Source organism: Pseudomonas urethralis (assembly GCF_021602465.1).
Classification (GTDB): Bacteria; Pseudomonadota; Gammaproteobacteria; order Pseudomonadales; family Pseudomonadaceae; genus Aquipseudomonas; species Aquipseudomonas vlassakiae.
Genome location: NZ_BQIJ01000003.1, coordinates 310,138 through 322,388 on the forward strand (window position 1 = coordinate 310,138; position 12,251 = coordinate 322,388).

The 12,251-nt window shown below is 63.0% G+C and carries 12 protein-coding genes; 8 read left to right on the forward strand and 4 right to left on the reverse strand.

Annotated elements, in window-relative coordinates; genetic code table 11:
- Positions 1-41 precede the first annotated feature (41 nt).
- Positions 42-1,331, reverse strand: a complete 1,290-nt coding sequence (locus L6D64_RS06985; protein WP_176505987.1) for an OprD family porin — start codon at positions 1,329-1,331, stop codon at positions 42-44.
- A gap of 200 nt (positions 1,332-1,531) precedes the next feature.
- On the opposite strand from L6D64_RS06985, the gene L6D64_RS06990 reads away from it, so the two are divergent.
- On the forward strand, positions 1,532-2,203 hold the full coding sequence (locus L6D64_RS06990; RefSeq protein WP_054885013.1) for a response regulator: 672 nt from the start codon (positions 1,532-1,534) through the stop codon (positions 2,201-2,203).
- Positions 2,196-3,575: a sensor histidine kinase gene (locus L6D64_RS06995; RefSeq protein WP_176505988.1), complete on the forward strand. Its 1,380-nt coding sequence runs from the start codon at positions 2,196-2,198 to the stop codon at positions 3,573-3,575. Before L6D64_RS06990 ends, L6D64_RS06995 begins: the two co-directional genes overlap by 8 nt.
- Before the next feature lie 65 nt (positions 3,576-3,640).
- Here L6D64_RS06995 and L6D64_RS07000 read toward each other — a convergent pair whose 3' ends face one another.
- Both L6D64_RS07000 and ygfZ read right to left on the reverse strand, forming a co-directional pair.
- Positions 3,641-4,447 carry an HDOD domain-containing protein gene (locus L6D64_RS07000; protein WP_054885011.1) on the reverse strand — a complete coding sequence of 269 codons (807 nt, stop codon included), beginning with the start codon at positions 4,445-4,447 and terminating at the stop codon, positions 3,641-3,643.
- A gap of 31 nt (positions 4,448-4,478) precedes the next feature.
- On the reverse strand, positions 4,479-5,420 hold the full coding sequence (ygfZ, locus tag L6D64_RS07005; RefSeq protein ID WP_176505989.1) for a CAF17-like 4Fe-4S cluster assembly/insertion protein YgfZ: 942 nt from the start codon (positions 5,418-5,420) through the stop codon (positions 4,479-4,481).
- Between the two features lie 133 nt (positions 5,421-5,553).
- Here ygfZ and L6D64_RS07010 point away from each other — a divergent pair, with 133 nt between their 5' ends.
- Both L6D64_RS07010 and L6D64_RS07015 read left to right on the forward strand, forming a co-directional pair.
- A complete protein-coding gene (locus tag L6D64_RS07010) occupies positions 5,554-5,808 on the forward strand; it encodes an FAD assembly factor SdhE (RefSeq protein WP_008094993.1) in 255 nt (84 codons plus the stop codon).
- Complete coding sequence (locus tag L6D64_RS07015) at positions 5,792-6,253, forward strand: protein YgfX (RefSeq protein WP_176505990.1); 462 nt, start codon at positions 5,792-5,794, stop codon at positions 6,251-6,253. The genes L6D64_RS07010 and L6D64_RS07015 overlap by 17 nt, the downstream gene beginning before the upstream one ends.
- Here L6D64_RS07015 and nadB read toward each other — a convergent pair.
- Entirely contained in the window at positions 6,240-7,844 is a 1,605-nt protein-coding gene (gene nadB / locus L6D64_RS07020) for an L-aspartate oxidase (protein WP_176505991.1), read from the reverse strand. The two genes, L6D64_RS07015 and nadB, sit on opposite strands and share 14 nt — an antisense overlap.
- A 435-nt stretch (positions 7,845-8,279) precedes the next feature.
- Here nadB and rpoE point away from each other — a divergent pair, with 435 nt between their 5' ends.
- The 4 genes from rpoE (at position 8,280) to L6D64_RS07040 (ending at position 12,085) form a co-directional block, all read left to right on the forward strand.
- Positions 8,280-8,861: an RNA polymerase sigma factor RpoE/AlgU gene (rpoE, locus tag L6D64_RS07025; RefSeq protein ID WP_003252049.1), complete on the forward strand. Its 582-nt coding sequence runs from the start codon at positions 8,280-8,282 to the stop codon at positions 8,859-8,861.
- Between the two features lie 31 nt (positions 8,862-8,892).
- A complete protein-coding gene (locus tag L6D64_RS07030) occupies positions 8,893-9,483 on the forward strand; it encodes a sigma-E factor negative regulatory protein (protein ID WP_176505992.1) in 591 nt (196 codons plus the stop codon).
- Between the two features lie 12 nt (positions 9,484-9,495).
- Positions 9,496-10,461, forward strand: coding sequence for a MucB/RseB C-terminal domain-containing protein (locus L6D64_RS07035; protein WP_176505993.1), 966 nt, complete (start codon positions 9,496-9,498; stop codon positions 10,459-10,461).
- A gap of 220 nt (positions 10,462-10,681) precedes the next feature.
- The gene (locus tag L6D64_RS07040; RefSeq protein ID WP_371870286.1) at positions 10,682-12,085 is read left to right on the forward strand and encodes a DegQ family serine endoprotease; all 1,404 of its coding nucleotides are present in this window, start codon (positions 10,682-10,684) and stop codon (positions 12,083-12,085) included.
- Positions 12,086-12,251 lie beyond the last annotated feature (166 nt).

The following is a 12,251-nucleotide window of genomic DNA, read 5'->3' on the forward strand; positions in this document are numbered from 1 at the left end:
AATGTCTCCGTGAGCGTTTTTGTTTTGGGTTACCGCAGGGGTTACCAGAGCGCTACGCTGTAGCTCACCAGCAGCCGCACTTCGTCCGCATCGCGAGCGAAGTTGGAGCGGAAGGTGGCGTTGCGCAGGCGCACGGCGACGTTCTTCAACGGGCCGCTTTGTACCACGTACTTCAGTTCGGTGTTGCGCTCCCACTCCTTGCCCTCGCCACCGGCGGCACGGCTGACGTTGTCGCCGTTGATGTAGCGGGTCATGAAGGTCAGGCCGGGGACGCCGAGGGCGGCGAAGTTGTAGTCGTAGCGCGCTTGCCACGAGCGTTCGTCGGCGCCGGCGAAGTCGTTGATCTGGACGAAGTTGACCAGATACGGGTCGGCGCCATCGATGTAGGGGAAGGCGCTGTCACCCGACAGCTGCTGCCAGGCGGCGCTGACCTTGTGCCCGCCCAGGCTGTAGCTGAGCAGGGTGTTGAACGTGGTGTTGTCGATCCGCCCAGCCTTCGCCGCGCCAGCATCGTCGCTGATCGCCAGGCGCACGTCGGCGCCGAAGGTGCCCGGGCCCCAGGGCTGGGTGGCCAGCATGCCGATGAAGTGCTGGCGGTAGATGTCGTCGAGCTGGGCGAAGTGGTAGCTGCCGGTGATGCGGTCGGTGAATTTGTAGTCCAGGCCGGCCAGGTCGAGGTTGTCGGCACTGAAGGTGCCGCCGAAACGGCCATTCTTGTTGTTGAGGGCCAGGTCTTCCCAGTTGGTGTCGTTGCGGTCCTTGGCCTTGTCCAGGCGCCCGCCGGTGAAGGTCAGGCCCTTGATCTCCTGGGAGGTCAGCAGGCCACCCTCGAAGGTTTGCGGCAGGATGCGACCATCATTGGGCTGCAGGGTCGGCAGTTCAGGGATCAGGGTACCGATCTTCAGTTCGGTCTTCGACACTTTCACCTTGCCGGTCAGGCCAAGCTTGGAGTACTCGTCGGCGGCCTTGCCGTCATCGTGGGTCGGCAGCAGGCCGGTGTCGGTGCGGTCGGGGCTGGAGTCGAGCTTGATGCCCATCATGCCCAGCGCATCCAGGCCGAAGCCTACGGTGCCATCGGTGTAGCCGGACTCGAAGTTGAGCATGAAGCCCTGGGCCCACTCGTCGCGCTTGGATTGTTGCGCGCTGGTGCCATCGCGGAAGTCGCGGTTGAAGTACATGTTGCGGGTTTCGAAGGTCGCCGTGCTGTCTTCGAAGAAGGCGGCCTGGCTCAACGGGGCGACACCGGCAAGTGCAAGGGCACTGGCGATGGCAGAAGGACGTGCGGACAGGGAACGGCTAGGCGCGAACGCCTGAGGCTGCGATGACAGCATCGGGATGACTCCGTTTTTTTGTTCTTATTCGTTGCACCTTGCTGGTGCTTTTTTCGGCGCGTGGGGCGACCGTGGTGCGATGCTAGGTAATGAACCTTTCGCTAACCTTTCAGCGTGAAAGGTTTGTTCCGAGGGGCTTCACAGGCTTGCCGACAGCGGTACACTCCGCGCCACCGCCCCACCCGAGCAGGGAGAATCCGATGCGTGTGCTGTTGGTCGAAGACCATCTGCAACTGGCCGAAAGCGTGGCCCAGGCCCTGAAGAGCCAAGGCCTGACCGTGGATGTATTGCACGATGGCGTGGCTGCCGACCTGGCCTTGGCCAGCGAGGAATATGCCGTTGCCGTGCTCGACGTGGGCCTGCCGCGGATGGACGGTTTCGAGGTGCTGGCGCGCCTGCGCGGTCGTGGCAAGACCTTGCCGGTGCTGATGCTCACCGCGCGCAGCGACGTGAAGGACCGTGTGCATGGCCTGAACCTTGGTGCCGATGATTACCTGGCCAAGCCTTTTGAACTGACCGAACTCGAAGCACGGGTGAAGGCGCTGCTCAGGCGCAGTGTGCTCGGGGGCGAGCGCCAGCAGCGCTGCGGGCCACTGGTCTATGACCTGGACACCCGGCGCTTCAGCCTCGGTGAGGACAACCTGACCCTGACCTCGCGCGAACAGAGCGTGCTGGAGGCTTTGATCGCTCGCCCGGGCCGGGTGATGAGCAAGGAACAGCTGGCCGCCCAGGTATTCGGCCTGGATGAAGAAGCAAGCCCTGATGCCATCGAAATCTACATCCATCGCCTGCGCAAGAAACTCGATGGCCACTCGGTCGCCATCGTCACTTTCCGTGGCCTGGGTTACCTGCTCGAGCACCGCGATGCGTGACAACGGCAGCTTGCGCGGGCGGCTGCTGGGCAACCTGGCACTGCTGCTGGTGGTGCTGATGCTGGCCAGCGGCCTTAGCGCCTACTGGAACGGTCGCGAAGCAGCCGATACCGCGTATGACCGCACCTTGCTGGCTTCGGCGCGGACCATCGCTGCCGGGCTGTCCCAGCGTGACGGCAGCCTGAGCGCCGATGTGCCCTACGTGGCGCTGGACACCTTCGCCTACGACAGCGCCGGGCGTATCTACTACCAGGTTCTGGACATCAATCAGAAGCTGATTTCCGGTTACGAGCACTTGCCGCCACCGCCGCCCGGCACGCCACGCACTGACGACTATCCGGCGCTGGCGCGCTTCTACGACGCCACCTACCTTGGCCAGGATGTGCGAGTGGTCAGCCTGCTGAAGGCGGTGAGCGAGCCGAACATGAACGGCATGGCGGAAATCCGCGTGGCCGAGACCGAAGAGGCGCGGGTGCGCATGGCCCGTGGCTTGATGGCCGATACCCTGCTGCGTCTGGGTATGCTGGCGCTGGGCGCGCTGGTCATGGTGGGGTTCGCGGTCAGCGCGGCACTTCGCCCGCTGGAGCGCCTGCGTACAGCGGTAGAGGAGCGTCAACCGGATGACCTGCGGGCGTTGCCGGTGGTCCAGGTGCAGCGTGAGCTGGGCCCGCTGGTGCGTGCCTTGAACCACTTCACCGAGCGGTTGCGCGGGCAGTTCGAACGCCAGGCACAATTCATTGCCGAGGCTGCCCACGAACTGCGTACACCGCTGGCGGCACTGAAGGCGCGGGTCGAGCTGGGGTTGCGTTCGCAACAGCCCGAAGAATGGCGCCAGACCCTGGAGTCGGCTGCGCAAGGCACTGACCGCCTGACTCATCTGGCCAATCAGTTGCTGTCACTGGCGCGGGTCGAGAACGGTGCCCGGGCGATTGCCGAAGGCGGTGCCCAGCGCCTGGACTTGAGCCAGCTGGCCCGTGAACTGGGCATGGCCATGGCGCCATTGGCCTACAACCGGGGCGTCGCCTTGGCCCTGGAGGCCGAGGCGCCGGTGTGGTTGAAGGGCGAGCCGACGCTGCTCAACGAGCTGCTCAGCAACCTGGTCGACAATGCGCTGGCGCATACCCCGGCGGGCGGCAATGTGATCCTGCGGGTGCTGGCGCCGGCAGTGCTGGAGGTTGAGGATGATGGGCCGGGGATTCCCGAAGCAGAGCGGGAGCGGGTGTTCGAGCGCTTCTATCGAAGGGGCGTGCAGGGCAGTGGACTGGGGTTGGCCATTGTCGGTGAGATCTGCAGGGCGCACCTGGCTCAGATCAGCCTGCATGATGGCGAGAAGGGCGGGTTGAAGGTGCGGGTGAGTTTCATCGCTGACTGATCTGTAGCCTGTGCTGGCCTCTTCGCGTCGAACCGCCGCGAAGAGGCCGGTACTGGCAGCACAAGTCAGCGCAACATGCTCCGCGCTTCCAGCAACTCGGCAACCTCCAGTTCGGTGCCAAACGGCAGCCCGAGATGGCGATAAGCAGGCAACGCCGCCAACGGCCGGCTGCGCGCGCGCTGGCTCAGGCACTTGGCGATCTGCACCACGTCGATGTAGTCCACCTTGTCGGTGCGCCGGTCCAGGTCCTGGACCTGGCTCGGCAGGTTGACCAGCTGTTCGGGAAACTCCCACGAAGAGAGGATCTTGTCGCCCAGTACTGGCTGGATCTGCTCGATCACGTAATGCAGGCAGACCGGGTCGGAAAGCAACTCGTTGTGTTCTTCGGCGTAGATCAGCACCGGTAGTGCACCGATCTGGTTGACCAGCCCACCGAGTGTCGCCTGGTCGGGCTTCAGTTGGGTGAAACGTCGGCAAATTTCGTAGCTGATGCCGGCAACTTCAAGGCTGTTCGACCAGATGTCGCGCAGTTTCTGTTCAACCGCCGGCGAGCGTGCATGGAAGATCTGTTCGATCACCAGGCCGATGGCCAGGTTGCAGCTGTAGTTGATGCCCATGCGGGTGATGGCCGTGTGCAAGTCGGTCACTTCGACCGCTGCACGCAACAGCGGGCTGTTGACCACCTTGATCAGGCGCGCCGACAGGGCGGCATCACGGCCGATCACCTTGCTCAGGGCGGCAACGCTGATCTCGCTGTCTTCGGCGGCCTCGCGAATGCTCAGGGCTACCTCGGGCAGGGTTGGCAGGACCAGGTCATCGTTGTCGATGGCAGCCAGCAACTGCGCTTGAACCATCTCGGCCAGCTTGTTCATGAACGTCTCAACGGCAAGGGTGGTGCACTGTTCAGCGCTGGATTTCCTGGTCGCGGTCCAGCTCGTACGGCAGGCTCAACACCTGCAGACGAGGGCCTTCGAGGCTGCCCAGGTGCAGGTTGTCGTCCTCCACCGACTCGGCGCTGAGCACGGCAAGCAGCTCGCAAGCCTGGCCGGTGCTGGCGGCCAGCACGACCTCGCCAACTGACGAGCCATGGGTCGGCGAGAAGATTTCCGTACCCGGGGCCGGAACATCCTGCTGCTCGAGTGCCAGCCGGTACTGGCGGCGCTTGAGCTTGCCCAGGTACTGCATGCGCGCGACGATTTCCTGGCCGGTGTAGCAGCCCTTCTTGAAGCTCACGCCATCAACGGCCTGCAGGTTGATCATTTGCGGGATGAACAGCTCACGGGTCGGGCCCATGACCTGGCCGATACCGGCGCGCACTTGCCCGAGCAGCCAGTCGTTGAGGCTGCCTTGCGGCAATGCGGCTGCCAGCTGTTGGCGAACGCTGTCGGCCTGGGCTACCGGTACCCAAAGTTCGGCACGGTCGGCCGAGACGGCAATAGCGATCAGGCCATCATGGCGAACGGTGCTACCCGCCGCTGGCGGAAGGTCCAGCCCCAGTGCCTGCAGCGCAGCGTTGCCACCTTGCAGGCCGAAGCGTGCCCAGGCTGCGCTCTCATCGGTGAGCGTGGCCTTGGAAAAGACGGCGTACTTCTTCAGGTCGGCCAGTTGTGGCTCGAGCAACTCGCTGGCCATGGCCAGCAGGTAACCGTTGCCCTCGGGCAGGATGCGGAAGCTGGACTGCATGCGCCCCTTGACCATGCAGCGCGCGCCAAGGCTGGCGTGCTCGAGGCTGAGGTAGTTGATGTTGCAGGTCAGCTGGCCCTGCAGGAACTTGCCGGCGTCGGAGCCGCGGACGGCGAGGATGCCCTCGTGGGACAGGGGGCTGAAGAAAGCGGAATCGGCCATGGGTCATCGCGGTGGCTAAAGACTGGCGGCCATCATAGAACGCCAGTAACAAAATAGGTAGGTGACTAGACCAACGCCCTGTGCCGCTTCGATCAGTGCGCGGTATACTGCGCGACCATTCGAGGAGGGCCCCATGGTCGAACAAACTGAACTCAACCGGCTTTTCTGGCACAGCCGCCGCGGCATGCTGGAACTGGACGTACTGCTGGTGCCATTCACCCAGGAGGTCTACCCGACCCTGAGCGAAGCCGACCGCGAACTTTATGTCCGCCTGTTGAGCTGTGAAGATCAGGACATGTTCGGCTGGTTCATGGAGCGCACCGAGTCGGAAGACCCGGAGCTGCAGCGCATGGTCCGTATCATTCTGGATCGTGTCCAGCCCAAGTGAGTGTTTCCAGTGTCGCTGGCGAGGCTCGCGCCTGTTGCTGGCGGCCTACCTGGGTTGCCAGGTGCTGGCGCTGCTGGTCTTGTGGCTGAGTGCGCTGCCGTGGTGGCTTGGCTTGTGCATGCTTGCTGCTTGTATCGCCCACGCTTGCTGGGTGATTCCCCGACGTATCCTGCTGACTCATCCCCGTGCCGTTACCGGTTTGCGCCGCGATGCGTCGGGCTGGCAGGTGTTCAGCCGGGCGCTGGGCTGGCAGCCGGTGGCCTTGTGTCGGGACAGCGTGGCGCTGCCGGGGCTGGTGGTGTTGCGGTTCGTCAGGGCAGGGCACTGGCTTGGCGAGAGCCAGTGCGTGCCATGGGATGCCTTGGATGCTGACCCGCACCGACATTTGCGGGTGAGGCTGAAGTTCAGCCGGCGCAGGTTCGACGCCTTGTTCAGGCCGGGCTGAGGATGGTGTCCTTGGCCTCGGGCAGCATCCCCGGGTAATCCAGGGTGTAGTGCAGCCCGCGGCTTTCCTTGCGCTGCATTGCCGAGCGAATCATCAGCTCGGCTACCTGGGCCAGGTTGCGCAGTTCGATCAGGTCGCGGCTGACCTTGTAGTTGCTGTAGAACTCGTCGATCTCGTCGAGCAGCAGGCGAACCCGGTGCTCGGCGCGCTGCAGGCGTTTGCTGGTGCGCACGATACCCACGTAGTCCCACATGAAGCGCCGCAGCTCGTCCCAGTTGTGCGCGATGATCACGTCCTCGTCGGAGTCGGTGACCTGGCTGGCATCCCAGCAGGGCAGGGCCCTGGGCATGGCGATCTGATCCAGATGCGCCTCGATGTCCGCCGCTGCGGCACGGCCATAGACAAAGCACTCCAGCAGCGAGTTGCTGGCCATGCGGTTGGCGCCATGCAGGCCGGTGAAGCTGGTTTCGCCGATGGCGTACAGGCCAGGGACATCGGTGTGGCCACGCTCATCGACCATGACCCCGCCACAGGTGTAATGGGCCGCCGGCACCACCGGGATCGGCTGACGGGTGATGTCGATACCGAAGCCCAGGCAGCGCTCATAAACGGTGGGGAAGTGGCCCTTGATGAAATCGGCCGGCTTGTGGGTGATGTCCAGGTAGACACAGTCGACGCCCAGCCGCTTCATTTCGTGGTCGATGGCGCGGGCGACGATATCGCGCGGTGCCAGTTCTTCACGCGGGTCGAAGCGCGGCATGAAACGCTCGCCATTGGGCAGGCGCAACAGCGCACCTTCGCCACGCAGGGCTTCGGTGATCAGGAAGCTCTTGGCCTGGGGGTGGTACAGGCAGGTCGGGTGAAACTGGTTGAACTCCAGGTTCGCCACCCGACAGCCGGCGCGCCAGGCCATGGCAATGCCATCGCCGCAGGCGCCATCAGGGTTGCTGGTATAGAGGTAGACCTTGGCCGCGCCTCCCGTGGCAAGCACGGTGAAGCGCGCGCCGAAGGTGTCGACTTCTCCACTGTTGCGGTTCAGGACGTAAGCCCCCAGGCATCGGTCACCCGCCAGGCCCAGGCGGCGCTCGGTGATCAGGTCGACCGCCACGCGCTGCTCCAGCAGCTCGATGTTGGGGCGCTTGCGGGCTTGCTCCAGCAGCGTGGTGAAAATTGCCGCGCCGGTGGCATCGGCAGCATGAATGATGCGTCGGTGGCTGTGGCCGCCTTCACGGGTCAAATGGAATTCGAAACCGCCATCATCGACGCTGTAGTGTTCGTCCCGGGTAAACGGCACACCTTGCTCGATCAGCCATTCGATGGCTTCGCGGCTGTGCTCGACGGTAAAGCGCACAGCCTCTTCGTGGCACAGGCCGCCGCCGGCATTGAGCGTATCTTCGACATGCGACTGCACGGTGTCGGTGTCGTCGAGTACGGCGGCGACCCCGCCCTGGGCCCAGAAGGTCGAACCGTTGGCCAGGTCGCCCTTGCTCAGCACGGCAATGCGCAGATGGCCGGGGAGGTTCAGTGCCAGGCTGAGACCGGCTGCGCCGCTGCCGATCACCAGGACATCATGTTGGAATTGTTGGCTCATGTCGGGACACTAGTAATCTTTGGAAAGGGCGCGGCACAATAGTCACGTGCAGATGGCAATGTGAAACTATCGTGAATACTGGCCGGGGTGCCTTTATAGCAGCCTGCGGTAGCCAATTTCCATGCCACTACGGGCGTTGTGTCAATCTTTGTGGGAACTTTCCGATACGGCCGGAAATCCTATGAAGGCTGCCCGCACGCCATAATTTGCCGCGGCGACGCGGGGCGGCAGCTCTATACGGGCTGACACCTGCGTATTCGAATCCTGATTATCGACGCAGCGGGCCGTGACCGTGCCGCGTCTTCCGTGCGAGCCGACCAAGGGCCGCAGGAAACTTGCTTGGAGGGGAGAACTTTTGCGCAAAGCCCGAGTCTATGGTTGCAAGCCTGAACAAAGGCTGTGGCAACGCTCCTTCGAGTTCACTGAGGAGTGTTCATGCTAACCCAGGAAGAGGATCAGCAGCTTGTCGAGCGCGTGCAGCGCGGAGACAGGCGAGCGTTCGATCTGTTGGTGCTGAAGTATCAGCACAAGATTCTAGGGTTGATCGTGCGGTTCGTTCACGACACCCACGAGGCCCAGGATGTGGCGCAGGAAGCCTTTATCAAGGCCTACCGTGCGCTTGGCAATTTCCGCGGTGACAGTGCGTTTTATACCTGGCTGTACCGCATCGCCATCAACACGGCGAAGAACTACCTGGTGTCCCGTGGAAGACGGCCACCAGACAGCGATGTGAGCTCCGAGGATGCGGAGTTTTACGACGGCGATCATGGTCTCAAGGATCTCGAGTCCCCAGAGCGCTCGTTGTTGCGGGATGAAATCGAAGGCACTGTCCATCGCACCATCCAGCAACTGCCCGAAGATTTGCGCACGGCATTGACCCTGCGTGAGTTCGACGGGTTGAGTTACGAAGACATTGCCAGCGTCATGCAATGTCCGGTGGGTACCGTGCGCTCTCGAATCTTCCGCGCTCGGGAGGCCATAGACAAAGCCCTGCAGCCGTTGTTGCAGGAAACCTGAGACAGCGGCGACAGCCAAGAGAGGAACCGCCATGAGTCGTGAAGCTTTGCAGGAATCGCTGTCCGCGGTTATGGATAACGAAGCGGACGAACTGGAATTACGTCGGGTGTTGAATGCCGTCGACGATTCCGAAACCCGTGCCACCTGGTCGCGTTACCAGGTAGCCCGCGCAGCGATGCACAAGGAGCTGTTGCTGCCAAAGCTGGATATCGCCTCGGCGGTCTCCGCCGCGCTGGCTGATGAAGCCGTTCCGGCCAAGGTCAAGCAGGGCCCGTGGCGCAGCCTTGGCCGCCTGGCCGTCGCTGCCTCGGTCACCGTAGCGGTGCTGGCGGGTGTGCGCATGTACAACCAGGACGAGATCACCGGCGCCGAGCTGGCTGCCCAGCAGCCTGCGCAGCAAGGCCTGAGCATGCCACAAAGTCAGGGCCCGGCTGTTTTGGCAGGCTATAGTGAAAGCAGTGAGCAACCGACCGGGCCGATGGCCAACGGCGTGCTGCAGAACCAGGCCGGCTGGGATCAGCGTCTGCCAGGCTATCTGCGCCAGCATGCGCAGGAATCCGCGCTCAAGGGCACTGAAACCGCATTGCCGTACGCCCGCGCCGCCAGCCTGGAAAACCGCTAAGTAAGGAGGATCATGCGCGCGCTACCTCTCCTGTCGCTGCTGTTAGGCAGCTGCATGACGGTGCCAGCGTTGGCAGCCAACTCCTCGCCCGAGGCGAGCGAATGGTTGAACAAGCTGGCACAGGCCGAGCAAAAACAGAGCTACCAAGGCTCCTTCGTCTACGAACGTAACGGCAGCTTCTCTTCCCACGATATCTGGCATCGCGTTCAGGACGGCAAGGTCAGTGAGCGGCTTCTGCAGCTCGATGGCTCCGCCCAGGAAATCGTGCGCGTGGACGGTAAGGTGCAGTGCGTCAGTGGGGCCTTGGCAAGCGGGGTGGGCAACCCTCCCGATTCTGCGCAGCGCTCGCTCGATCCTTTGAAACTGATGAGCTGGTATGACCTCAGTGTGGCGGGCAAGTCTCGGGTCGCTGACCGTGACGCGGTGATTGTCACGCTGACACCGCGTGACCAGCACCGCTACGCATTCGAACTCCATCTGGACCGCCGTACCGGCTTGCCACTGCGCTCATTGATGCTCAATGACAAAGGCCAGCTGCTCGAGCGCTTCCAGATGACCCGCCTGGACACCGACGACTTGCCTACCGACCAGGAGCTGCAAGCCAGCGCTGCGTGCAAGCCTGTCGAGCATGTGGCCGGTAGCACCCGCGAGGCGGTCGGCGGTTGGCGCTCCGACTGGCTGCCGCCGGGCTTCGAACTGATCAACAGCACGGTACGCCGCGACCCGGAGCGCAACAGTTCGATCAGCAGCCTGATGTATGACGATGGCCTGGCCCGTTTCTCGGTGTTCCTCGAACCCGTGAAGGATGACGCCGGTGCCGATGTACGCACCCAGCTTGGCCCGACTTCGGCCGTTTCCCGGCGACTGAACACGCCCAAGGGCAAGGTTCAGGTCACCGTGGTGGGCGAAATACCGCTGGGTACGGCAGAACGTATCGCGCTGTCGATGCGGCCTCAGGATGCCCAGGCGCGCCAGTGACGGCGCGCTTTTGCGGGCCGGATCAAAGGCAATGCAAAGGCGAACGGACACGCGGCTGAAATGAAATTAAAGCATTGTCATTTGCAATCCTTCGGCAAATTTTTTATAGGTCAGGCTTCTAGGAGTCTGGCCTTTGCTGCTTTGTGCAGGGCTATTTCCAACTACCGCTCGTTGTGACGGGAGCCGTATGTCAATACCACGTTTGAAATCCTACCTAACGATGTTCGCCGCCGTGCTGATGCTCGGCCAGGTGCTCACTGCCCAGGCCGATGAAGCCCTGCCGGACTTCACCACCCTGGTCGAGCAGGCCTCGCCGGCCGTGGTCAACATCAGCACCAAGCAGAAACTGCCGGACCGTGTCGCCTCCGGGCAGATGCCGGACCTCGAAGGCCTGCCGCCGATGTTCCGCGAATTCTTCGAACGCAACATGCCACAGCAGCCACGTTCGCCGCGCGGTGACCGCCAGCGCGAGGCCATGTCGCTGGGCTCGGGCTTCATCATCTCCAGCGATGGTTATGTACTGACCAACAACCATGTGGTCGCCGATGCCGACGAGATCATCGTCCGCCTGTCTGACCGCAGCGAGCTGCAAGCCAAGCTGATCGGCACCGATCCGCGCACCGACGTGGCCCTGCTCAAGGTCGAGGGCAAGAACCTGCCGACCGTCAAGCTGGGTGACTCCGAGAAGCTCAAGGTCGGTGAGTGGGTGCTGGCCATCGGTTCGCCGTTCGGCTTCGACCACTCGGTGACCAAAGGCATCGTCAGCGCCAAGGGCCGGACCCTGCCCAACGACACCTATGTGCCGTTCATCCAGACCGACGTGGCGATCAACCCGGGTAACTCCGGTGGCCCGCTGTTCAACATGAAGGGCGAGGTGGTCGGTATCAACTCGCAGATCTTCACCCGTTCCGGTGGCTTCATGGGCTTGTCCTTTGCCATCCCGATCGACGTGGCCCTCGATGTCTCCAATCAGCTGAAGAAAGACGGCAAGGTCAGCCGTGGCTGGCTGGGCGTGGTGATCCAGGAGGTCAACAAGGACCTGGCTGAATCGTTCGGCCTCGACAAGCCGGCCGGGGCCCTGGTGGCGCAGGTGCTGGAAAACGGCCCGGCAGCCAAGGGCGGCCTGCAGGTGGGTGACGTGATCCTCAGCATGAACGGCCAGCCGATCGTCATGTCGGCCGATTTGCCACACCTGGTCGGCAGCCTGAAGGATGGCGAGAAAGCCAAGCTCGAAATCATCCGCAACGGCAAGCGCCAGACCTTGGACGTCGCCGTCGGCCCGATGCCGGATGACGATGCCGACATCGGCGCCGGTACCCGCCCTGAAGGCGGCGCCGAGCGCAACAGCAACCGCCTGGGCGTGTCCGTGTCGGACCTCACCGCCGAACAGAAGAAGACCCTTGAGCTCAAGGGGGGCGTGGTGATCAAGGAAGTTCAGGACGGCCCGGCGGCGATGATCGGTCTGCGTCCGGGCGATGTCATCAGCCACCTGAACAACCAGGCGGTGGTGTCGGCCAAGCAGTTCACTGAAATTGCCAAGGACCTGCCGAAGAACCGTTCGGTGTCGATGCGCGTGCTGCGTCAGGGCCGTGCCAGCTTTATCACCTTCAAACTCGCTGAATAAGCGGGCTCGGGCGTAGGAAAGGGCAGCTTCGGCTGCCCTTTTTCATGAAAGTTCACAATTGCAGGCACGAATGCTGTGTACAGTCCGATAGAGGAATCTCCCATATCCCAGCAGCTTAAGGTACAATTCCCGGCTATTTTTCGGCGGGCGTCCGGCTCGCAGCCTT

Coding starts and splice junctions, on each gene's coding strand:
- L6D64_RS07040 (WP_371870286.1), top strand. CDS start 10,682: ATGTTCGCCGCCGTGCTGATGCTCGGCCAGGTGCTCACTGCCCAGGCC.
- ygfZ (WP_176505989.1), bottom strand. CDS start 5,420: ATGGCCGATTCCGCTTTCTTCAGCCCCCTGTCCCACGAGGGCATCCTC.
- nadB (WP_176505991.1), bottom strand. CDS start 7,844: ATGAGCCAACAATTCCAACATGATGTCCTGGTGATCGGCAGCGGCGCA.
- L6D64_RS06990 (WP_054885013.1), top strand. CDS start 1,532: ATGCGTGTGCTGTTGGTCGAAGACCATCTGCAACTGGCCGAAAGCGTG.
- L6D64_RS07035 (WP_176505993.1), top strand. CDS start 9,496: ATGCGCGCGCTACCTCTCCTGTCGCTGCTGTTAGGCAGCTGCATGACG.
- L6D64_RS06985 (WP_176505987.1), bottom strand. CDS start 1,331: ATGCTGTCATCGCAGCCTCAGGCGTTCGCGCCTAGCCGTTCCCTGTCC.
- L6D64_RS07010 (WP_008094993.1), top strand. CDS start 5,554: ATGGTCGAACAAACTGAACTCAACCGGCTTTTCTGGCACAGCCGCCGC.
- L6D64_RS07030 (WP_176505992.1), top strand. CDS start 8,893: ATGAGTCGTGAAGCTTTGCAGGAATCGCTGTCCGCGGTTATGGATAAC.
- L6D64_RS07000 (WP_054885011.1), bottom strand. CDS start 4,447: ATGAACAAGCTGGCCGAGATGGTTCAAGCGCAGTTGCTGGCTGCCATC.
- rpoE (WP_003252049.1), top strand. CDS start 8,280: ATGCTAACCCAGGAAGAGGATCAGCAGCTTGTCGAGCGCGTGCAGCGC.
- L6D64_RS06995 (WP_176505988.1), top strand. CDS start 2,196: ATGCGTGACAACGGCAGCTTGCGCGGGCGGCTGCTGGGCAACCTGGCA.